19 protein-coding genes are annotated in these 20,157 nt (G+C 69.7%); 10 read left to right on the plus strand and 9 right to left on the minus strand.

What is annotated here, in order from left to right:
* Window positions 1-122 precede the first annotated feature (122 nt).
* The 3 genes from QZ749_RS17620 to QZ749_RS17630 form a co-directional block, all read right to left on the minus strand.
* Window positions 123-1,019, minus strand: coding sequence for a glucose 1-dehydrogenase (locus tag QZ749_RS17620; protein ID WP_296949432.1), 897 nt, complete (start codon window positions 1,017-1,019; stop codon window positions 123-125).
* A gap of 85 nt (window positions 1,020-1,104) precedes the next feature.
* Window positions 1,105-2,295 (minus strand): mechanosensitive ion channel family protein, encoded by a 1,191-nt coding sequence (locus tag QZ749_RS17625; protein ID WP_296949433.1) that lies wholly within the window; start codon window positions 2,293-2,295, stop codon window positions 1,105-1,107.
* Between the two features lie 187 nt (window positions 2,296-2,482).
* Window positions 2,483-2,662 (minus strand): DUF3606 domain-containing protein, encoded by a 180-nt coding sequence (locus QZ749_RS17630; protein WP_296949435.1) that lies wholly within the window; start codon window positions 2,660-2,662, stop codon window positions 2,483-2,485.
* A 241-nt stretch (window positions 2,663-2,903) separates the two neighbouring features.
* Here QZ749_RS17630 and QZ749_RS17635 point away from each other — a divergent pair, with 241 nt between their 5' ends.
* The 5 genes from QZ749_RS17635 (at window position 2,904) to QZ749_RS17655 (ending at window position 6,073) form a co-directional block, all read left to right on the plus strand.
* A complete protein-coding gene (locus QZ749_RS17635; protein WP_296949437.1) occupies window positions 2,904-3,227 on the plus strand; it encodes a thioredoxin family protein in 324 nt (107 codons plus the stop codon).
* Window positions 3,224-4,543, plus strand: coding sequence for an MFS transporter (locus tag QZ749_RS17640; protein ID WP_296949439.1), 1,320 nt, complete (start codon window positions 3,224-3,226; stop codon window positions 4,541-4,543). The genes QZ749_RS17635 and QZ749_RS17640 overlap by 4 nt, the downstream gene beginning before the upstream one ends.
* A 10-nt stretch (window positions 4,544-4,553) precedes the next feature.
* Window positions 4,554-4,970 carry a GFA family protein gene (locus QZ749_RS17645; protein ID WP_296949441.1) on the plus strand — a complete coding sequence of 139 codons (417 nt, stop codon included), beginning with the start codon at window positions 4,554-4,556 and terminating at the stop codon, window positions 4,968-4,970.
* A gap of 90 nt (window positions 4,971-5,060) precedes the next feature.
* On the plus strand, window positions 5,061-5,483 hold the full coding sequence (locus QZ749_RS17650) for a PaaI family thioesterase (protein WP_296949443.1): 423 nt from the start codon (window positions 5,061-5,063) through the stop codon (window positions 5,481-5,483).
* Between the two features lie 98 nt (window positions 5,484-5,581).
* On the plus strand, window positions 5,582-6,073 hold the full coding sequence (locus tag QZ749_RS17655; RefSeq protein ID WP_296949445.1) for a hypothetical protein: 492 nt from the start codon (window positions 5,582-5,584) through the stop codon (window positions 6,071-6,073).
* A gap of 80 nt (window positions 6,074-6,153) precedes the next feature.
* Here QZ749_RS17655 and QZ749_RS17660 read toward each other — a convergent pair whose 3' ends face one another.
* Entirely contained in the window at window positions 6,154-6,948 is a 795-nt protein-coding gene (locus tag QZ749_RS17660; protein WP_296949447.1) for a YdiY family protein, read from the minus strand.
* Window positions 6,949-7,230: 282 nt separating this feature from the next.
* Here QZ749_RS17660 and QZ749_RS17665 point away from each other — a divergent pair, with 282 nt between their 5' ends.
* Entirely contained in the window at window positions 7,231-7,860 is a 630-nt protein-coding gene (locus tag QZ749_RS17665) for a response regulator transcription factor (protein WP_296949449.1), read from the plus strand.
* Window positions 7,861-8,205: 345 nt separating this feature from the next.
* Window positions 8,206-10,887: an EAL domain-containing protein gene (locus tag QZ749_RS17670; RefSeq protein WP_296949452.1), complete on the plus strand. Its 2,682-nt coding sequence runs from the start codon at window positions 8,206-8,208 to the stop codon at window positions 10,885-10,887.
* Window positions 10,888-10,926: 39 nt separating this feature from the next.
* Here the strand turns inward: QZ749_RS17670 and QZ749_RS17675 are convergent, their stop codons facing one another.
* Entirely contained in the window at window positions 10,927-12,219 is a 1,293-nt protein-coding gene (locus tag QZ749_RS17675) for an NCS2 family permease (RefSeq protein WP_296949453.1), read from the minus strand.
* 135 nt (window positions 12,220-12,354) lie between these two features.
* Here QZ749_RS17675 and QZ749_RS17680 point away from each other — a divergent pair, with 135 nt between their 5' ends.
* The 3 genes from QZ749_RS17680 to QZ749_RS17690 all read left to right on the plus strand — a co-directional run bounded on the left by QZ749_RS17680 (window position 12,355) and on the right by QZ749_RS17690 (window position 16,175).
* The gene (locus QZ749_RS17680; protein ID WP_296949455.1) at window positions 12,355-13,326 is read left to right on the plus strand and encodes a sugar kinase; all 972 of its coding nucleotides are present in this window, start codon (window positions 12,355-12,357) and stop codon (window positions 13,324-13,326) included.
* Between the two features lie 57 nt (window positions 13,327-13,383).
* Window positions 13,384-14,592 carry a hypothetical protein gene (locus QZ749_RS17685; RefSeq protein WP_296949457.1) on the plus strand — a complete coding sequence of 403 codons (1,209 nt, stop codon included), beginning with the start codon at window positions 13,384-13,386 and terminating at the stop codon, window positions 14,590-14,592.
* A 338-nt stretch (window positions 14,593-14,930) separates the two neighbouring features.
* Window positions 14,931-16,175, plus strand: coding sequence for a glycosyltransferase family 1 protein (locus QZ749_RS17690; RefSeq protein ID WP_296949459.1), 1,245 nt, complete (start codon window positions 14,931-14,933; stop codon window positions 16,173-16,175).
* A gap of 86 nt (window positions 16,176-16,261) precedes the next feature.
* Here the strand turns inward: QZ749_RS17690 and QZ749_RS17695 are convergent, their stop codons facing one another.
* The 4 genes from QZ749_RS17695 to QZ749_RS17710 all read right to left on the minus strand — a co-directional run bounded on the left by QZ749_RS17695 (window position 16,262) and on the right by QZ749_RS17710 (window position 20,039).
* Window positions 16,262-17,209 (minus strand): DMT family transporter, encoded by a 948-nt coding sequence (locus QZ749_RS17695; RefSeq protein WP_296949461.1) that lies wholly within the window; start codon window positions 17,207-17,209, stop codon window positions 16,262-16,264.
* Between the two features lie 114 nt (window positions 17,210-17,323).
* Window positions 17,324-18,073, minus strand: coding sequence for an AraC family transcriptional regulator (locus tag QZ749_RS17700; protein WP_296949463.1), 750 nt, complete (start codon window positions 18,071-18,073; stop codon window positions 17,324-17,326).
* A 137-nt stretch (window positions 18,074-18,210) separates the two neighbouring features.
* Window positions 18,211-19,365, minus strand: a complete 1,155-nt coding sequence (gene glf, locus QZ749_RS17705) for a UDP-galactopyranose mutase (protein ID WP_373896834.1) — start codon at window positions 19,363-19,365, stop codon at window positions 18,211-18,213.
* A 326-nt stretch (window positions 19,366-19,691) separates the two neighbouring features.
* Window positions 19,692-20,039 carry a KGG domain-containing protein gene (locus QZ749_RS17710; RefSeq protein WP_296949464.1) on the minus strand — a complete coding sequence of 116 codons (348 nt, stop codon included), beginning with the start codon at window positions 20,037-20,039 and terminating at the stop codon, window positions 19,692-19,694.
* Window positions 20,040-20,157: the final 118 nt, after the last annotated feature.

Here is a 20,157-nt window from a genome sequence, read left to right on the forward strand (position 1 = left end):
GCTGGCCTGGCAGTTCGCGGCGCCGGCCCGGGCCCGGGCCCAGGCTTAGGTCCGGGCCCGGGCCCGGGAGGGCACCGGAGGCGGCGCCCCGTGAAGCCGGCCGCGCGCCCCGGCCCCCGCCGTCAAAGGATCGGCACGCCTCCCGTCACCGCCACCCGCGCGCCCGAGATGTAGCTGGCCTGGTCCGACGCCAGGAACACGTAGGTCGGCGCCACCTCGGCCGGCTGGCCCGGGCGCTTCATGGGCACCTGCTGGCCGAAGTGCGCTACCTCGTCGGGCGGCATCGTCGACGGGATCAGCGGCGTCCAGATCGGCCCCGGCGCCACCGAATTGACGCGGATGCCGCGCTCGGCCAGCGACTGCGCCAGGCCGGCGCTGAAGTTGGCGATCGCGCCCTTGGTCGCGGCATAGGCCAGCAGCGTGGGCGAGGGCTTGTCCGAGTTGACGGAACTGGTGTTGATGATGGCCGACCCCGGCCCCATGTGCGGCACCGCCGCCTTGCAGATGTAGAACATGGCCGAGATGTTGACCGCGAACGTGCGCTCCCACTCCTCGTCGGGAATGTCCTCGATCCGCGGGTGCGACATCTGGAAGGCCGCATTGTTGACCAGCACGTCGATGCGGCCGAATTCCCGCACCGCGCGCTCGACCACGGCGCGGCAGTGCGCCGGGTCGGCCAGGTCGCCGGGCACCAGCACGGCCTTGCGGCCGGCTTCCTCGACCAGGCGCGCGGTCTCGCGCGCGTCCTCGTCCTCGTTCAGGTAGGAGATCAGCACATCGGCGCCTTCGCGCGCGAAGGCCAGGGCCACGGCGCGGCCGATGCCGCTGTCCGCGCCGGTGACGAGGGTGGCCTTGCCGTCCAGGCGGCCGTGGCCGACGTAGCTGGATTCGCCGTGGTCGGCCTTGGGCACCAGCAGGGCCTCGGTGCCCGGCGGGGTCTGGGCGGGAGTCGATTGCTGCTGTTGCTGCTGCGGTTGCTGCTGCGGTTGCTGCGATTGCTGCTGCTGTTGCTCGGGCATGCTCGCCTCCGTGAAGTCGTGGAGCGAACCATTCTATGCAGGGCGGATGCGCGGCGGCGCCAGCGTGCCCCCGCGCAAGTGCAGGTCAGTGCGGGCGCACCTGCAGCCCGCCGCGGCCGTCCGGGCGGCGGGCGCCGTCCGCGTCGCCCCCTGCGGTGGCGTCCTTGCCCGCCAGGTCCTTGCCCGCCACGTCCGTACCGGTCGCGTCGTTGGCGGCGCCGTCCTGCAGCACCAGGCGCTGGGCGCGCGGCGCCGTCGAGACCCCCAGTTCGCGCAGCATGCGCATGGTCTCCAGAAGTACCGCCTGCTGGGTGCGCAGGAACAGCCCGTAGTCGGCTTCCTGCATGTTGTAGACGATGTCGAACTCCAGGTAGTCCTGGTTCATCGCGACCAGGTTCACGTGGTCGAAGTCGACCTTGGCCTGCTCCTGGATGATGGCGCCCAGGCGCTTCGGGATGCGGGCCGCCAGCTCGGGCGCGGTGGCCGGGTCGATGCGCAGCGCGTACTGCACGCGGCGGCGGCTCTGGCGCTTGAAGTTGTGCACCACCTTGCGCAGCAGTTCGGCGTTGGCGATCACGATCTGCTCGCCGGACAGCGCGCGCACGCGCGTGGTCTTCAGGCCCACGTGCTCGATGGTGCCTGAAAACTCCGGCACCGAGATCGCGTCGCCCACCTCGAAGGGCTTGTCGACCGCGATCGACAGCGAGGCGAACAGGTCGCCCAGCACGTTCTGCACCGCCAGCGCGACGGCCACGCCGCCGATGCCCAGGCTGGCCACGAAGGTGGTGACGTTCACGCCGAGGTTCGACAGCATCGCCAGCACGAACACGGTCCATACCGTCCATTGCAGCGCCCAGATCATCAGGGTGTGGGCCACCGTGACCTGGTTGTCTTCCATGCCGCGGCCGTGGACGCGGAAATAGCGCTGCGCGGTGACGGCGATGGCGCGGTGCAGCCACAGCGCGAACTGGGCGCCGAGCGTGATGAACCACAGGTGGTCGACGCGCTGGGCCCACGGCGCGGGCAGGTCGAGCACCTCCAGGCCGATCAGGACCGACGTCGCCAGTACCGCGATGTTGCTGGTGCGCGCCAGCGTGTGGCGCAGGACGTCGACGATGGGTTTTTGCGCCGTCTCGGTGGACAGCGCGGCCAGGCGCTTGCGGAACAGCGCGATCGCGCCGTGGATGACGATGAAGGCGAGGACGGCCGCCGCCAGGGCAAAAGCGGCGTTGGTCCAGGCGATGTCGAGGTTGGAGAAATAGCCGCGGATGGTCATCGGGCTCCTTTCGGGTCAGGTGTGTCGGGTGTGGGATGCGCGCAGCGGGCAGGGGCGGCCGGTGAGGGCAGCCGGCGAGGGCGCACGGCGGCGGCAGGGCATGCCGACGCCGTGGCGGGCCGCGCGTGCCCGTGCGGGCAAAGCGGGCGGAGGACGGGGCCCCGCCCGGCATGGTGGCGCTGCCGGGTCAGCGCTTGTTCAGGTGCTGGCGCACGGCGTCGGCGCTGCTGCCGGCCGCCTTCACGGCCTGCTCCAGCTGCTCGGGCGTGACGCCGAGCGCCTTCGTCCAGTACTGGACTTCCCAGCGTTCGCTCAGGTTGATGCGGCTGCGGTCCTGCGGACCACGGTCATGCAGATCGTCGGACATGGTGATCTCCTGTGGTGAGCCATGCGTCGAGGATGCCATCCGCCGGGGCCACATTCCGTACGCTGACTCACCTTGCGCCCTGATCAACCAATAATGCAACTAACCGACAGTTAATAGCAAACCACCCCGAAAACCGTCTTCAACGGAAGGGGGCCGCGGCAGGCGCCGCCGCAAACCGGCAGGTGCCGGCAGTTGTCATTTGAGGTACGCTAACGTCATCGATAACGACAGGAGACAGCACATGACCAGGCCCTACGACACCATCCAGCCCGACCGCACCGCCATCGACGCCCGCAGCGGCGTCACCGCGATCGACTTCGGCACCAACTGGTGCGGCTACTGCAAGGCGGCCGAATCGCACATCGAGCGCGCGCTGGCGCAGTATCCGGAGATCGTCCACGTCAAGGTGGAGGACGGGCCGGGCCGCGCGCTGGGGCGCTCGTTCCGCGTCAAGCTGTGGCCGACCGTCGTCATCATGAAGGACGGCCGGGAGGTCGCGCGCGTCGTGCGGCCGGAGGACGACCAGGAGGTCGTGGACGCCCTCAGCCAGGCGGACGGCGAATGAGCGTGGCGCCGATGACGAATGCCGTCCCGCACCACGCCCCAAGGAACAAGCCGGCGACCGTCCTGTTCGCCAGCCTGATCGGTACCACCATCGAGTTCTTCGACTTCTACATCTACGCCACCGCCGCCGTGCTGGTGTTCCCGAAGCTGTTCTTCCCGGCGGGGGACGCCGCCGCGGCCACGCTGCAATCGCTGGCCACCTTCGCCATCGCCTTTTTCGCGCGGCCGGTCGGTTCGGCCGTGTTCGGCCATTTCGGCGACCGCATCGGCCGCAAGGCCACGCTGGTCGCCGCGCTGCTGACGATGGGCGTCTCGACCGTCGTGATCGGCCTGCTGCCGACCTATGCCGCCATCGGCACGCTGGCGCCGCTGCTGCTCGCGCTGTGCCGCTTCGGCCAGGGCCTGGGCCTGGGCGGCGAGTGGGGCGGGGCGGTGCTGCTCGCCACCGAGAACGCGCCGCCGGGCAAGCGCGCCTGGTACGGCATGTTCCCGCAGCTCGGCGCGCCTCTGGGCTTCTTCCTGTCCGGCGCGATCTTCCTGCTGCTGTCCGAGACGCTGAGCGACGCCGATTTCTTCGCCTGGGGCTGGCGCGTGCCGTTCCTGGCCAGCGCGCTGCTGGTGGCGGTCGGCCTGTACGTGCGCCTGAAGATCACCGAGACGCCGGATTTCCAGGCCGTCCTCGACCGCAACGAGCGCGTCCGCCTGCCGGTGCTGGAGGTGCTGTCACGACACACCCGCCCGCTGGTGCTGGGCACGCTGGGCGCGCTGGCGACCTTCGTGATCTTCTACCTGATGACCGTGTTCGCGCTCAGTTGGGGCACGACGGCGCTCGGCTATTCCCGCCAGCAGTTCCTGGTGCTGCAACTGTTCGCCATCGTGTTCTTCGGCCTGACGATCCCGATCGCCGCCGTGCTGGCCGACCGCCACGGACGGCGCGCGGCGATGATCGCGGTGTCGGCGGCGATCGCCGCCTTCGGCCTGCTGCTGGGTCCCATGTTCGGCTCCGGCAGCCTGCTCGTGGTGACGCTGTTCATGGTGCTCGGCCAGTGCCTGATCGGCATGACCTACGGCCCGCTGGGCACGCTGCTGGCCGAGCTGTTCCCCCCGGCCGTGCGCTACACGGGCGCGTCGCTGACGTTCAACCTGGCCGGCATCCTGGGCGCCTCGCTGGCGCCGTACATCGCGACCTGGCTGGCCACCCATCACGGGCTGCACTGGGTGGGCTGGTACCTGAGCGCGGCCGCGCTGGTCAGCCTGGTGGCGCTGGCGCAGACCGGGCGCGCCGGGCGGCCCGGGGCGGCGCCGGCACACCGATAGGGAGGACGACATGAACTGGACCGGAGGATGCGCCTGCGGCGCGGTGCGCTACGAGACGGCGGGGCCGGCGTTCAACGCCACCCTGTGCCATTGCGTCGACTGCCGGCGCGCCTCCGGGGCGCCGGCGCTGGCCTGGTTCAGCGTGCCGGCCGCGGCGCTGCGCTGGACCGCTGGCGCGCCGGTCGTCCACCGTTCCAGCGGGCGGGCGCGGCGCGGCCATTGCGGCCGCTGCGGCACGCAACTGACCTGGCAGGGCGACGCCAGCCCGGACGAGATCGACGTCGCCACCGCGACGCTGGACGATCCGGAACTGGCGCCGCCGCGCGACCATACGTTCGCCGCCGAACGCCTGTCCTGGCTGCGGCTGGACGATGGGCTGCCGGCGTATCCGCGCACCCGCGCCGAGGGCCTGGCCCCGGGAACCTGAATTGGTAGTCGCGCTCTAAACCGCCGCCACGGCGCCGCGCGGACGCGCGCATCGTTCAGAATGGCGGCTTTACCATCACGAGGAGACCCCATGGACCAACCCGAGATGACCCCGGCATTCTTCAACGAGCGCGGCCAGCCGTTCCTGCCCGGCCACCTGGGCATCGAGATCGTGCGCATCGCCCCGGGGGAGGTGGCCGCGCGCCTGCCGGTGCAGCCGCACCTGCTGGCGCCGAACGGCTACCTGCACGCCGGCAGCGTCGTCACGCTGGCCGATACCGCGGCGGGCTACGGCTGCATCGCCAGCCTGCCGGACGGCGCGCACAGCTTCACCACCGTCGAACTCAAGTCGAACCACATGGGCACGGCGCGCGAGGGCGCGATCTGGTGCGTCGCGAAGGCGGCGCACCTGGGACGCACCACCCAGGTCTGGGATGCGGAAGTCAAGGACGAGGCCAGCGGCCGCACGATCGCGCTGTTCCGCTGCACGCAGATGCTGCTGTACCCGAAATAAGGCCGAAAGCGGGCCGGCTCAGCCGTGCGCGCTCCCGGATGCGAAATTGTTAAACTTAAATTTCTTTTAACTTTCATTTCACATTCCGGAGACCTGTCATGCTTTCATCCATCCTGCGTCCAGCCACCGCCTGCCTGCTGCTGTCGGTCGCGTTCGGCGCATCCGCCGGCAACAAGACCTACCAGGACCTCGAACTGTCCGGCGTGCTGCAGGAGATCCCGGGACCGTCGCCGCGCTGCGCATCGCAATTCGGCGGCACCATCCTCGGCTACGGCAACAGCGCGCTGCTCGGGCGCGTCACGTTCCTGGCCAGCGACTGCATCACCCCGAGCGGCACCAGCTACACGTTCAGCGACGGCCGCTTCATGATCACCACGCTGACGGGCGAACTGCTGTTCGCCGCCTACAGCGGCCAGTTCGTGCCCACCGGCGAGGGGACGAAATACGTGTTCAGCAACGCGACCTTCCAGATCACGGGCGGCACCGGCCGTTATGCGAAGGCCAGCGGCGGCGGCGACCTGGTCGGCGGGGAAGACATGGCCACCGGCCAGGGCACGATCCAGCTGAAGGGGCGAATCCTGGTCAAATGAGGCCGGCGGGGTGGGTAGTTCCACCCCGCAGTCCGTGGCCACGCGGGACGTCCGCACGCCCCGCGCGCGCCGCGGCGCGCTCAGAACGAATACACCAGCGTCAGCGACGTCTGCGTATCGGTATTCTTCTTTTCCTGCGGGACGTTGGTGTCGTTGCGCGCGCTGAAGGCGGCCTTCATCTGCATCGTCCCGTTGATCTTGGTGCTGAGCGCGGTCTCGGCGATCGAATGGGTGTTCGCGGTGCTGCGCTCCACGCTCACGCTCTGCGAGAAGGCCGCCGACGGGCTGACGCGCCAGCGCAGCTGGGCCGCGCCGCGCACCGTCACGCCGGACTCGATCTCGCCCTCGGCATTCTCGCCGTGGAAGTAGCCCGGGCCGATCTCGACGTCGACCGTCTTGTCCTCGCGGCGCAGCAGCTGGGTGCCGTAGCCCACGCCGATCGACGAATAGCGCGTGTAGGCGCCGAACTTGTCGTTGACGTGCGAGCCGAGCACGAAGGCGCGGTTGCCGTCCTCGAGCAGCTTGTAGGCGGCCTTGGCTGACAGCGAGTAGCGCTGGGCCGAGCGGGTGCGGGTGCGCGTGCCGTCGTCGTTGGCGATCTCGTCTTCCTTGAAATAGCCACTGAAGATGTACTCGTTGCTCCAGTTGCGCATTTCGTGGCGGGCGTCGACCTTGCCGGTCACCGAGGTGCCGGTGGTGTTGCCCGACGTGGTGATGGCGCCGAGTTCGGCCGAGGTGTACCAGTTGCTGCCGTCCGGGATCGCCGTGCTGGGCGGCTGGGTGAAATAGGTGGACGAGGGCGCCGCGTCGGCGAGATCGTCCGCGTGGACCGTGACGGCGGCCAGGGCCAGCGCGCAAAACATCAGAGATTTCATAGGCATCTGTACGGCTGCCGTCTGTCGCCCGGAGGACCGGACCTGGACAGCCTGTCGTTCATGGATGGTCCGCCGTGGGCGACATGCCGGCATGGCAGAGGCGACATTGTAGCCCAAAGCGGACTCGGGAGCCCGCCCGCGCGCCGGATTTTCTTCACGCCCGACCGGGAAAAAGTTTCTGCAATTGTCAACTCCGCATTAATTGTGTTTGCAATGTTGCTCGGCAGGTGCCTAGAATGCCCGCTTTGCCGACATACCGGCGTGGATGTATAAGGAAGCAGATTGACCAGGGTAGTTATCGCCGACGACCACGAATTGATCCGCGAGGGGATCAAGAAGATCGTCAGGGCCTGCGCCGACCTAAAAATCGTCGGCGAAGCCTCGGACCTGAAACAGGCCATCGCACTCGTCGCCCAGGTCCGGCCCGACGTGGCGGTGCTCGACATCAGCCTGCCGGACTACGACGGCCTGGACGGCCTGGTCGAGTTGCGTCGCCATTTCCCGTCCCTGCGCGTGGTGATGCTCAGCATGCACCCGGAAGAGCGTTACGCGCTGGGGGCGCTGCGCGCGGGCGCGCTCGCCTACGTGTCCAAGGCGCGCGCCTCGACCGAGCTGGTGGATGCGGTGCGCGCGGCGGCCGTCGGCGATGGCTGGATCGGCCCGCGCGTGAGCCGCCTGCTGGACGACGAGACCCGCCCGGTGCTGCGCGCACCGCACCACAGCCTGACGCCGCGCGAAGCGGAGATCGTCGCGCTGATCGGCGCCGGCCTGCAGATCAAGCAGGTGGCGGCCGAACTGGGCATCAGCGTCAGTTCGGTCAACACGTATCGCGGGCGCATCTTCCGCAAGATGGGGCTGTCGACGAACGCGGCGCTGATCCGCTACGCGCTGCAGCACGGGCTGGCGGGATAATTGGTACAAATTGAGTTGTTTGTGAGCAACAATGTAAAACACCGGCTGTCGTTAAATATGCGACGCCCGCCGGGCGGCGCACGGGGGGCATGGCGCTGGGAGGACGAGGCGTCGCGCTACCCCCGAGTCCGTACGGAAAGTGCCGTAAATACACATTTCCGCGACACCTAGTTGCTTTTAGAATGTTATTGCAGAGTCATTTTCGGTATCATCGTAACAAGATTCCCGGCCGGGGTCGTGCGCTGTCCCGGCTGCCGACAGACAGACCATACACGACCTGAGCAGCGCAGCGTCGCCGCGCACCGGACATCGTCGCCGGCGCGTCGGCGGCGCAGCGCGACGACGATGACGACGACGCACGACAACGCTTCGCCCGCGCGCGCGGGCACGCCCGGCCCCGCGGCGGACATCCTGGTGGTGGAGGACAGCCCCACCCAGGCACAGCACCTCGTGCGCCTGCTGGCGCGCGAGCCCGGTTTCCGCGTGCGCGTCGCGGCCGACGGCGTCGCGGCGCTGGAAGCGATGCGCGCGGCACGGCCCGACCTGGTCCTGAGCGACATCGCCATGCCGCGCATGGACGGGTATGCGCTGTGCCGGGCGATCAAGGACGATCCGCGCCTGTCCGGCGTGCCGGTGGTGCTGCTGACGCGCCTGAGCACCCTGCAGGACATCGTGCGCAGCCTGGAGGCCGGCGCCGATGCCTTCCTGCGCAAGCCCTACGAGCCGGCCGAGCTGTTCGCCCGCGTGCACCGCTTGCTGGAGCAGGGGCCCGGCAGCGGCGACGAGCGCCCGCTCGAATTCCTGGCCAGCGAGCGCCGCCGCATCTACGAGCTGCTGGTCGCCACCCACGAGGATGCGTTGCGCCTGAACGAGGAGCTGGCCGAGCAGCAGGCCGGCCTGGAGCGCCTGTGCGGCTCGCTGGCCCTGCTGGGCAGCATCGCCGGTTCGCTCAACGAGGCGCTGTCGGAAACCGCGGTGGCCGACGCCGCGCTCGGCCAGCTGCTGCAGCTGGCCGCCCTCGACGGCGCGGCGCTCAGTACCGCCGGGCCCGGCGGCGCCTTGCGCCTGGTGGCCGCGCGCGGGGACATCGACGCCGCCGCGCTGTGCCCGCAGTGCGACGGCGGCGGCAACGGCACGCCCGGCGCAGAACGCCTGATGTGCCTCCCGCTGGTGGCGGGCGAGCGCCGCCTCGGCGTGCTGCACCTGCGTTCCTGCCCCGGCGGCCTGGGCGAGGGCGAGCGGCCGCTGCTCGACAACGTCGCCAAGCAGGTCGCCCTGGCGCTCGAACGCACCCGCCTGTACGCCCAGATGGAAGCGCTGGTGGTCGAACGCACCGAGGCCCTGCGCTCGGAGCGCAACCGCCTGTCGGCCGTCGTCGAGACGGCCGGCGCCCTGGTCTTCCTGACCGATGCCGAGGGGCGCATCGTGATGTTCAACCGCGCCTGCGAGGAAACCCTGGGCTGGCGCGCCGTCGACGCGATGGGGCGGCGCTGCTGGGACGTGGTGCGCTCGGCCGGCGATCCGGCGGCCGTGCGCGACAACTTCGACGCGCTGCTCGAAAACCGCCTGGTGCAGCCGGTGGCGGGGGAATGGGTCACGCGCGACGGCCAGGTGCGTTCGATCCTGTGGAACAGCACCGTGCTGCGGCGCGCCGACGGCAGCATCGACTACGTGCTCGGCACCGGCATCGACATCACCGAATTGCGCGGCGCCGAGGAGCGCCTGCGCTACGTCAGCAATTTCGACACGCTGACCGGCCTGCCCAACCGCCAGCTGCTGCGCGACCGCCTGCGCGAGATGCAGGCCGACGCGCGCGCCACCGGCCAGCCGCTGGGTTTCCTGCTGCTGCGCTTCGGGCGCATGGCGCTGATCCGCGAGACGCTGGGACTGCGCGCCGAACAGGCGCTGCTGCAGCAGGTGGCGGGCCGCCTGAAGGAGCTGTCGGGGATCGACGCCATCGGGCGCTTTTCCGAGAACGCGTTCGCCGTGGTGGCCCTGCGCGCTGACGCCGACGCCCTGGCCGCGCTGGCGCGCCGCCTGCTCGCCGTGCTGGGCGCGCCGTACGCCTACGACCAGGAAGAGCTGCACCTCGATCCGTGCGCCGGCATCGCCGTCTATCCGAACGACGGCATGGACTTCGACGTGCTGGCCAAGGGCGCCGAGGCGGCGCTGCGCCAGGCCGCCGACGGCGTCGGCCAGCGCTACGCCTTCTACCGGCCGGAACTGAACCGCGGCGCCAACGACCGCTTCCGCCTCGAGAGCGCGCTGCGCCGGGCGCTGGAGCGCCACGAACTGGAACTGCACTACCAACCCCAGGTCGAGCTGGCCAGCGGCACCATCGTCGGCGCCGAGGCGCTGCTGCGCTGGCGCAGCCCGGAACGCGGCCTGGTCTCGCCGGCCACCTTCATCACGCTGGCCGAGGAAACGGGCCTGATCCAGGAAATCGGCGAATGGACGCTGCGCGAGACCTGCGCCCGCCTGCGCGCCTGGCAGCACGCCGGCCTGCCGGTGGTGCCGGTCTCGGTGAACCTGTCGGCGCACCAGTTCTCGGACGAGATCGTCGGCACGGTGCGCCGCATCCTCGACGAGTACGCGATCGACCCGCGCCTGCTCGAACTGGAGCTGACCGAAAGCGCGTCGATGGCCAACGCCGGCAAGACCGTGGACCTGCTGGCCCAGCTCAAGGCGATGGGCATCCACCTGGCCATCGACGATTTCGGCACCGGCTACTCGAACCTGAACTACCTGAAGCGCTTCCCGGTCGACAAGCTCAAGCTCGACCAGTCCTTCGTGCGCGACATCCTGACCGACGGCGAGGACCTGGCGATCTCGCGCGCCGTGATCGCGATGGCGCACGGGCTGCGCCTGACGGTGGTGGCGGAAGGGGTGGAAAACCGCGGCCAGCGCGACGTGCTGGCCCAGCTGGGCTGCGACCTGGTGCAGGGCTGGCACTTCAGCCGCGCGGTGCCGGCCGACGACTTCGCGCGCCTGCTGGCCGCGGGCCGGATCGATCCCGGCGAGGAGTGAGACCACGGCGCCGCCCCGGCTCGCCGGGGCGGCGGGCCGTCAGGCGCCGACGTACACGATCTTGAACGTGAACAGCGCCGCGATCACCCAGATCACCGGCTTGACCTCGCGCGCCCGGCCGGTGGTGAGCTTGAGCGCCGCATAGGTGATGAAGCCGAACGCGATGCCTTCGGCGATCGAATAGGTGAACGGGATCACCAGTGCCGTGACGGCGGCCGGAATCGCCTCGGTGGTATCGTGCCAGGCGATGTCGCCCAGGTCGCGCAGCATCAGGCAGGCCACGAACAGCAGCGCCGGCGCGGTGGCGTAGGCCGGCACCACGCCCGCCAGCGGCGCGATGAACAGGCAGGCCAGGAACAGCGCGGCCACCGTCAGCGCCGTCAGGCCGGTGCGCCCGCCGGCCTGCACCCCGGCGGCGCTTTCGACGAAGGCCGTCGTGCTCGACGTGCCCAGCGCGGCGCCCGCGACGATGGCGGTGCTGTCGGCCAGCAGCGCGCGGTTGAGCCGGTCCATCTTGCCCTCGACCAGCAACCCGGCGCGGCTGGCCACGCCCATCAGGGTGCCGGTGGCGTCGAACAGCTCGACCAGGAAGAACACCAGGACCACGTTGAGGATGCCGACCGCGAGCGCGCCCGGGATGTCCAGCTGCGCGAAGGTCGGCGCGATCGACGGCGGCGCCGACACCAGGCCCTGGAAGCTGTTCCCGCCGAAGAAGAAACTCAGCACGGTGACGGCGACGATGCCGATCAGGATGGCGCCGCGCACGCGCAGGCGGTCGAGCGTGACGGTCAGGAGGAAGCCCGCGGCCGCCATGATCGCGCCCGGCTGGTGCAGGTCGCCGGTCTTGACCAGCGTGGGCGGGTTGGCGACGACGATGCCGGCGTTCTTCAGCGCGATCAGCGCGAGGAACATGCCCAGGCCCACGGTGATGGCCACGCGCAGCGAATGCGGGATGCCGTCGACGATCATCGCGCGCAGCCCGCATGCGGAGGCCAGGATGAACAGGCAGCCGGACAGGAACACGGCGCCCAGCGCCGCCTGCCAGGGCACGCCCATGCCGAGCACGACCGCGTAGGCGAAGTAGGCGTTCAGGCCCATGCCCGGCGCCATCGCGATCGGGTAGTTGGCGTACAGGCCCATCACCGCGCTGCCGAGCGCTGCCACCAGGCAGGTCGCCACGAACACGGCGTCCTTGGGCATGCCGGCGTCGCCGAGGATCGAGGGATTGACGAAGATGATGTAGGCCATCGTCAGGAAAGTGGTCAGGCCGGCCAGCACTTCGGTGCGCACGTCGCTGCCGCTTTCCCGCAGCTTGAAGAGTCGTTCGAGCATGGGATTCGCTTGCGTGGGGAGAATGGCCGAAGCATACCATCCGCGACCCGCCACGGACGAGCGCCGCCGGGGCATAATGCATGGTTTCGGGACGCTGCGGCCGACCGCGGCAGACGACGAGATACGGGAACACACATGGCGGAACGACACAGCGCGGCAGGACCCCTCATCCATGCGGTCGGCGAATGCATGATCGAGCTGCAGCGCGCCGGCGCCGGCACGCTGGACTACCGCTTCGGCGGCGACACCCTGAACGCCGCAGTCTACATGGCGCGCCTGCTCGACCCGGCGGTGGCGCGCGTGGCCTACGTCACCGGCCTGGGCGCCGACGGCATGTCCGACGAGATGCTGGCATCCTGGGAGGCGGAGGGCATCGTCACCGACTGCGTGCTGCGGCTGCCCGAGCGCCTGCCGGGCATGTACCTGATCGAGCTCGACGACGCCGGCGAACGGCGCTTCCACTACTGGCGCCGCGACGCCGCCGCGCGCCACTGGCCGGGCGCGCACGGGGCCGCGGGCGTGCTGGCGCGGCTGGAGACGGCGCACACCGTTTACCTGTCCGGCATCAGCCTGGCCATCCTGGCGCCGGCCGACCGCGCCCGGCTGCTGGAGACGCTGGCGCGCTGCCGCGCCAACGGCGGCCTGGTGGTCTTCGACAACAACTACCGCCCGCGCCTGTGGGAAGACGCCGCCACGGCCCGCGCCGCCTACGCGGCGGCGCTGCGCTGCGCCGGCATCGCGCTGCTGACGCTGGACGACGAGGCCGCCCTGTACGGCGACGCCGCGGACGATGCCGCCGCCGCGCTCGCGCGCACCCGCGCGCTGGGCGTGCCGGAGATCGTCGTCAAGCGCGGCGCCGCGCCCTGCCTGGTGTGGCACGACGGCGTGCTGCACGCCGTGCCGGCCGCGCCGGTCGCGCGCGTCGTCGACACGACCGCGGCCGGCGATTCGTTCGGCGCGGCCTACACGGCGGCGCGCCTGTCCGGGGCGGCGCCGGAAGCGGCCGCGCGCGCCGGGCACCGGCTGGCCGCGGCCGTCATCCAGGAAAAGGGCGCCATCATCGCGCGCGAGCGCATGCCGCCCCCGCTGGCTGCGGCGGGTAATTAGGGCGAAGGGCGCCCGATTTGCTACCATGGCGCCTTGACCACTCTTTCCGATCCAGCCATGCCGAAAAACAAGCGCCCCGTCCCCCGCAAGCCTGCGAAACAGGCGGAGGAGCCGGACCACGATGCGCTCGCCCAGAACCTGGTCGACCTCGCCCTCGAGATCGCCGAGCGCGAAGACCTGGACCCGACCACCCTGGCCGCGCGCGAACAGGACCTGACGACGCTGGTGCGCCGCCTGCTGCGCCGCGGGCACGACGAGGTGCTGCACGGCGCCGTCGAGCTGGGCCTGTACACCGGACCGGAGTGCGGCCAGTACCTGCGCGAGCGGGTCGAGGAGGAGGCCGCGACCCTCCTGGTGCGCGGCGACGGCGAGGCCGAGTTCGAGATCGACGCCTTCATGATCCCGCTGTTCGTGCACAGCACGGGCGGCCTGCGGCCGGACGAGGTGTTCGCCGACGACGACGCCTACGCGGCGCTGGTCGACAGCTTCCGGGCCGGCGGCCTGGCCAGCGCCGACACGCGCATCGTGCTGGTGCGCCACCTGTACGACCTAGACAGCGTCGACCGCGTGCGCTACAGCGAGCTGCAGGACATGCTGCGCGAGGCGGCGCACGTGCTGCGTTCGCGCAAGCTGGCCGGCGCCCCGGCCATCGAAGCCAGCATGCGCCCCTGGCGCGACGCCGGCTACGCGCCCGACGAGGACGCGATGCAGCTGCGCTTCCTGCTCGGCTTCGCCCTCAAGCGCGCCGACGACCCGTTCTACCGGGTGCCCGCGGACGAGCAGGAAGCCGAGGCCTACTTCGAGGCGCGCCTGGCGCGCTACCGCGTCTGGGCCGGCACCAACGCGGCGCTGCTGCAGCGCTGCCTGGCGCGCGACCCGGCCACGCTGGACCTGAACTTCCTGTACCAGGACCTGTTCTACGGCGCCAAACGCCAGGGCCTGGCCGAGCTGGCGATGCTGGCCACGCTGGCCGACGTCAACCTGCGCCTGGACGAGCAGGAGCGCACGCCGGAGCGCATCAAGGCGGTCGTCGCCCCGGTCGAGATCGGCGACGCGGCCTGGTTGCGCATCAACCTCTATCCACTCGATGGCGGCGCGCCGCTGGCCACCGTCGACAAGCCGCTGGAGATCGGCGACGACATCGAGGGCGAGCTGGAGGACCTGTGCGACGCGCTCGGCACGCTGGGACTGGACGGCGTGCTGCTGGCGCGCGGTTTCGACGACGCCGGCGAGCCGGTCGGCGCCGAACCCTACCTTAGCACCTGAGTTCGCGTCGATGCGGGCCGCACCGGCCCGCGCACGCTTGCGCACGCAAGAACGCATGATGAGTTTTCGTAGTGTTTATGCTTGTGTGAACGTAGGACGCAACTGACAAGATCACCGTTTTTGCCGAATTTCCCCGGTCATACGGGCAGATGACGTCCGTCTTTCCGTTTCTCGATAACAAAACCATAACGAGCGCAGGTAAATCTTACGAATTTTGCATGTTACGATTATCAGGCCCGGCCGCTGCGCCGCCCTGATGCCAAGCAGGGAGGCGGGTCGATCGGCGGGGCACGAATTCAGATCAACTAGAACGCCACGAAGGCGAAAGGAACTTGAACATGCCAACCCTGATCGTGTTTTGCCACCTGCGCTGGGACTTCGTTTTCCAGCGTCCCCAGCACCTGATGACGCGCCTGGCGGAACACTACCGGATCGTTCTGGTCGAAGAGCCGATCTACCACGAAGGGCAGGCACACCTGAAGCAACGCGAGGTCGCGCCGAACATCACCGTGTGCCAGCCGCACACCGCGATCCATGCCCCGGGCTTCCACGACGACCAGCTGCCGACCCTGCAGACGCTGCTGGCCGACCTGGTGCCGGCGGGCGAGAAGCCAGTCGTCTGGTTCTACACCCCGATGGCGCTGCCGCTGCTGCAGGCATTCGAACCGTCGCTGGTCATTTACGACTGCATGGACGAACTGGCCGCCTTCAAGAACGCGCCGAAACAGCTGCTGCAGCGCGAGAGCGCGCTGCTGAACATCGCCGACCTGTGCTTCACCGGCGGCCCGAGCCTGTACGAGTCCAAGCGCGAGCGCCACGCGAACGCCCACTGCTTCTCCAGCAGCGTCGACGCCAGGCACTTCCAGCAGGCCCAGGACCGCGGCAACAGCCATCCGGACCAGGCCCACGTGGCCCGTCCGCGCCTGGGCTTCTACGGCGTGATCGACGAGCGCTTCGACACGGAGCTGATCCGCCAGGTCGCCGCCGCCCGTCCGGAATGGCAGATCGTGCTGGTCGGCCCGGTCGTCAAGATCGATCCGAAGGACCTGCCGCAGGCCGCCAACATCCACTACATGGGCCAGCGCACCTACGACGAGCTGCCGCAGTTCCTGGCCGGCTGGGACGTCTGCCTGCTGCCGTTCGCGCTGAACGAGTCGACGAAGTTCATTTCGCCGACCAAGGTGCTGGAATACATGGCGGCCGAACTGCCGTCGGTGAGCACCCCGATCACCGACGTCAAGGTGCCGTACGGCGACGTGGTCGCCATCGCCGACACGCCGGAGAAGTTCATCGCCGCCTGCGAACGCATGCTGGCCATGAACGACGAACAAACGGCCGCGCTGAAGGACCGCATGCGCCAGATCGTGGCCAACACCTCGTGGGACAAGACGGCGCAGAAGATGCACCACCTGATCCAGACCACCGCCCCGGGCAACCGTGCCGAGCACCTGCTGCACCCGTCGCAGGACAGCACCGACCTGGCCGGCGTCGATGCCGACAACGTCGATGCGCTGCCGATCGCCGCCGTCGCGGCCGCCCGCGGCGCGGGCACGGACGGCATGGCGCAGCAAGCGGCCGGCTGATCGATCCGGATCGTCCGGCCAGCGGCCGGAGCACGGCGCCCCCGCGCAGGCGGGGGCGCCGTGCGCACGTTCCGGGTCCGCCCGCGTCATGCGGCCGCCGCCAGGCCCTGCGCCGTACCGCGGTGCGCCAGCGCCGACGCCAGCAAGCCCATTCCCAGTAACAGCATGGCCAGGATCTCGTGTCCCGCCGGCCAGCGCCCCTCCCACAAGAAACCGTACAGCAGCGCGAACAGCGTCTCGAACAGCACCAGCTGGCCGACCAGCGTCAGCGGCAGCAGGCGGCTGGCGCGGTTCCACAGCGCGTTGCCGGCCACCGAGCAGAGCAGCGCCATCGTCGATACCGCCGCCACGAAGCGCAGCCAGTCGCCGCCCGCATGGCGCGCCGGGGCGAAGGCGAACGCCGGCACGGCCAGCAGCAGGGCCAGCGCACCGGTCGCCACGCCGGTCAGCAAGCTCCATTCATGGGCCGACACATGGTGCAGGCGCGCCAGCCAGCGGCTGTTGCGCACCGCGTAGACGGTCCACGAGGCCAGCGCGCCGAGCGCGCACAGGAGGCCCAGCAGCGCATCCGACGGCGCGCCGGCGCGCAGGCCGTCCAGCGCCGGCCAGCCGATGCAGGCGATCCCGCCCACGCCGCACAGCAGCGATGGCCACAGGCGCCGCAACGGCACCGCGCCATGGTCGCGCGTGCCGGCGACGGTGATCGTCACCGGCAGCAGGCCGATCACCAGCGACGCCATCGCCACGCCGCCCAGTTGCACGGCGCCGGCCAGGCACAGGTAATACAGGATGTTGCCGGTCAGGCCGAGCCACGCCAGCGCGCGCCACTCGGCCCGTCCCAGCCTGGGCGCGAGGCGGCGCCAGGAGGGGGCCAGCAGCACCGCGGCGATCGCGCCATAGGCCAGGTAGCGGCCGGCCGTCAGCTGGGCCGGCGCGAAGCCGTCCGCCAAGGCGGGCATCAGGAACACCAGTCCCCACATCGCGCCGGCCAGCACACCGGTGGCCAGGCCCCACGAGCTTGTCTTCGATATCATGCGCTTCTCCCGAAAACCCGAGTATGGGAGACACGCGCGCGCCGGTCTTGTCCCTGGCTCGCGGATTCTTGGCCAAAACGCTCGCCGGCCGCGGGGCGGGCGCCGCGCCTTCGCTCAGGCGCGCGCCGCCCGCCCGTGCCGGCGCCGGTAGTCGGCCGGCGTGACGTCCAGCGTGCGGCGCATGGCCCGGGTCAGGGCGCTCTGGTCGGAAAAGCCGGCCCACTGGGCCAGCACGGCGACCGGCTCGTTGCCGGCCACGAGGCGGTCGCACACGCGTTCCAGGCGCAGCCGCAGCAGCCAGTCGTGCGGGGTGGTGTCGAGTTCGCTGCGGAACAGCGCGTGCAGGCGGCTCGGGCTCAGGCCGGCGCGGCGCGCCATCGACGCGGTATCCCAGGGGCCGCCGGGATCGGCCTCGACGCTGGCCAGCAGCGCCGCCAGGCGCGACGGCGCGCGGACGGCATCGAGGACGAGGGTATCGAGCAGCAGCGGCGTCCAGCCGGCCAGCAGCCTGGGCGTCGCGGCCTGGCGGCCGGCCAGCATGCCCATGCATTCGACCAGCTTGCGCGCCTCCGGCCCGAGCCGCAGGAAGGCCCGCTGGTGCAGGCGCGCAGCGACGTCGGGGTCGACGGCGGCCAGGTCGAGGTCGACGATGAGGTGGCGGTTGTGCGCGTGCGCGCATTGCGCGTGCCAGGCGCGCGGCGCGACGAAGGCGGCCTGCAGCGGATCGAGGCGCGCCTCGCGGCCTTCGATCTCGAGCGTCACGCTGCCGGCCAGCGGCAGCACCAGCTGGGCGAAGTCGTGGCGGTCCGATTCGCGGACCTGGCCATAGCTGCGGACGTGCAGGGCGAGCGGTAGGGAGTGCATGCGCGGCGGTGTGCGGGACGGACGGAAAGTGTAGCACCTATACCTGCGCCCCGTCCCGCCGGGCGGGTGGCCGGTCCCCGCGCCGGGAATGGTGGCCCGCAGACATGCCCGCGGGCCGGAGGAGGCAGGGGGAACGATCAGGCCAGCGGATCGATGGCGAACGCCGGCATGCGCGCGCCGCCCTTGGCCGCCTCGAGGAACTGGTCGGACGTGACCAGCGCCTCGTTGATGGTGACGTCCATGTCGAGGTAGCGGTAGGTGCCCAGGCGGCCGACGAAGGTGACGTTCGTCTCTTCCCTGGCCAGGTTCACGTATTTTTCCAGCTGGGCCTTCTCGCGCGCCTGGCGGATCGGGTAGTAGGGGGTATCGTTTTCCTCGCACTGGCGGCTGTATTCCATGTAGCAGATGGTGCGCTCGTGCTTTTCCCAGGGCGAGAAGTGCTTGTGCTCGGTGATGCGGGTGTAGGGCTTGGCGTCGTCGCAGTAGTTGACGACGGCATTGCCCTGGTAGTCGCCGCTATCGCGGAAGACCTCGAAGTCCAGCGTGCGGTAGGGCAGGCGGCCTTCGGCGTGCTTGAACCAGGCGTCGATCGGGCCGCTGTAGAACACGTGTTCGTAGTCGCCCTTGTTGGCGGGGTCGAAGCGCGTGTTCAGGTGCACGGTGATGCCCGGCACCTTGAGGATGTTCTCGACCAGCGCCGTGTAGCCGTCGGCCGGCATGCCCTGGTACTTGTGGTTGAAGTAGTTGTCGTCGTAGTTGAAGCGCACCGGCAGGCGCTTGAGGATGCTGGCCGGCAGTTCGCTCGGCTGCAGGCCCCACTGCTTGATGGTGTAGGTCTTGAAGAACGCTTCGTACAGGTCGCGGCCGACGAAGCGCAGCGCCTGCTCCTCGAAGGTCTGCGGATTCTCGATCGACTTGTCGGCGACCGACTCCAGGAAGGCCTGGGCCTCGGCGGGACGGAAGGTCTTGCCGAAGAAGTTGTTGATGGTCAGCAGGTTGATCGGCAGGGTGAACACGCGGCCGCCGGTGATGGCCTTGACGCGGTTGACGTAGGGCTTGAACTCGGCGAAGCGGTTGACGAATTCCCAGGCGCGTTCGTTATCGGTATGGAAGATATGCGGGCCGTAGACGTGGACCATCACATTCGTTTCCGGATCGCGTTCCGAATGGCAGTTGCCGGCGATGTGGGGGCGCGCTTCGAACACCTCGACGGTGTAGCCGGCATGCGCGAGCTGGTTGGCGATGACGGCGCCCGAGAATCCGGCGCCGACGATGGCGATATGCTTTTTCATTCGTTTGTCCTGGCTGAGTGGTTGTCCCTGCCGCAGCGGCTTGGTCGGGCGACGGCATCCATTCCACGATTCGCGCCACGCCCGGCGTTTCGGTGCATTTTTCTTGTGTAAAGACGATGAGACAAGCGGCCTCGAGCGTGTGGCGAATGTGAAATTAGTGCAAAAAATATATCATCGATCCCCTTTTTTGCTCCGCACAATTGGCGGCGATGCCAGGGCGACTTTTTCTGAACGCATCACGGAAAAGAAAAACCGCCGGCCGGGGCCAGCGGTTTTCCCTCTCGGACGGCCGTCGCGGCCGGCCGCAGCGCAGGACCGGCGACGGGTCAGCGCTTGTCGTCGTTCTTGTGGCTCTGGCGGCCGGCCGCGGCGTGCTGCTCCGGCGTGCCGCCCTGCGTGCCTTTGCCCTGCTGGCTGTTGCCCAGGTCCTGGCTCTGGTTGTTGCCCAGGTTCTGGCTCTGGTTGTTGCCGCTGTTCTGGCTCTGCGCATTGCCGCCGCCATGCGACGCGCGGCCGCCTTCCGCGGCGATCTCGCGCTGCTTCTGCGGGTCCATCGAGGCGAAGCCCTGGCCGCCCTTGTTGCCGCCCTGGCCGCTCTGGCTGTTCTGGCCCTGGTTGTTCAGGTTGTCGACGTTGTTGCCCTTGTTGCCACCCTGCTGGTTGTTCGATGCCATGATCGTATCTCCTTGCTAATGGATTGACAGGCCCCCGCCGGGCCGGCTCCGCATGACGCCGGTGCGGCAGGAAGTGGGACCATGGTAAAGGCCGCCCGATGCGTCGTGCATAGGACGC

The sequence above is a fragment of the uncultured Massilia sp. genome, from assembly GCF_913773735.1.
GTDB lineage: Bacteria > Pseudomonadota > Gammaproteobacteria > Burkholderiales > Burkholderiaceae_D > Telluria.

What these genes read in the sequence shown, in the direction of transcription:
- QZ749_RS17675 (WP_296949453.1), bottom strand. Translation starts at nt 12,219, where the DNA reads ATGCTCGAACGACTCTTCAAGCTGCGGGAAAGCGGCAGCGACGTGCGC.
- QZ749_RS17650 (WP_296949443.1), top strand. Translation starts at nt 5,061, where the DNA reads ATGGACCAACCCGAGATGACCCCGGCATTCTTCAACGAGCGCGGCCAG.
- QZ749_RS17660 (WP_296949447.1), bottom strand. Translation starts at nt 6,948, where the DNA reads ATGAAATCTCTGATGTTTTGCGCGCTGGCCCTGGCCGCCGTCACGGTC.
- QZ749_RS17710 (WP_296949464.1), bottom strand. Translation starts at nt 20,039, where the DNA reads ATGGCATCGAACAACCAGCAGGGTGGCAACAAGGGCAACAACGTCGAC.
- QZ749_RS17635 (WP_296949437.1), top strand. Translation starts at nt 2,904, where the DNA reads ATGACCAGGCCCTACGACACCATCCAGCCCGACCGCACCGCCATCGAC.
- glf (WP_373896834.1), bottom strand. Translation starts at nt 19,365, where the DNA reads ATGAAAAAGCATATCGCCATCGTCGGCGCCGGATTCTCGGGCGCCGTC.
- QZ749_RS17700 (WP_296949463.1), bottom strand. Translation starts at nt 18,073, where the DNA reads ATGCACTCCCTACCGCTCGCCCTGCACGTCCGCAGCTATGGCCAGGTC.
- QZ749_RS17620 (WP_296949432.1), bottom strand. Translation starts at nt 1,019, where the DNA reads ATGCCCGAGCAACAGCAGCAGCAATCGCAGCAACCGCAGCAGCAACCG.
- QZ749_RS17690 (WP_296949459.1), top strand. Translation starts at nt 14,931, where the DNA reads ATGCCAACCCTGATCGTGTTTTGCCACCTGCGCTGGGACTTCGTTTTC.
- QZ749_RS17670 (WP_296949452.1), top strand. Translation starts at nt 8,206, where the DNA reads ATGACGACGACGCACGACAACGCTTCGCCCGCGCGCGCGGGCACGCCC.
- QZ749_RS17640 (WP_296949439.1), top strand. Translation starts at nt 3,224, where the DNA reads ATGAGCGTGGCGCCGATGACGAATGCCGTCCCGCACCACGCCCCAAGG.
- QZ749_RS17630 (WP_296949435.1), bottom strand. Translation starts at nt 2,662, where the DNA reads ATGTCCGACGATCTGCATGACCGTGGTCCGCAGGACCGCAGCCGCATC.
- QZ749_RS17695 (WP_296949461.1), bottom strand. Translation starts at nt 17,209, where the DNA reads ATGATATCGAAGACAAGCTCGTGGGGCCTGGCCACCGGTGTGCTGGCC.
- QZ749_RS17625 (WP_296949433.1), bottom strand. Translation starts at nt 2,295, where the DNA reads ATGACCATCCGCGGCTATTTCTCCAACCTCGACATCGCCTGGACCAAC.
- QZ749_RS17680 (WP_296949455.1), top strand. Translation starts at nt 12,355, where the DNA reads ATGGCGGAACGACACAGCGCGGCAGGACCCCTCATCCATGCGGTCGGC.
- QZ749_RS17645 (WP_296949441.1), top strand. Translation starts at nt 4,554, where the DNA reads ATGAACTGGACCGGAGGATGCGCCTGCGGCGCGGTGCGCTACGAGACG.
- QZ749_RS17655 (WP_296949445.1), top strand. Translation starts at nt 5,582, where the DNA reads ATGCTTTCATCCATCCTGCGTCCAGCCACCGCCTGCCTGCTGCTGTCG.
- QZ749_RS17685 (WP_296949457.1), top strand. Translation starts at nt 13,384, where the DNA reads ATGCCGAAAAACAAGCGCCCCGTCCCCCGCAAGCCTGCGAAACAGGCG.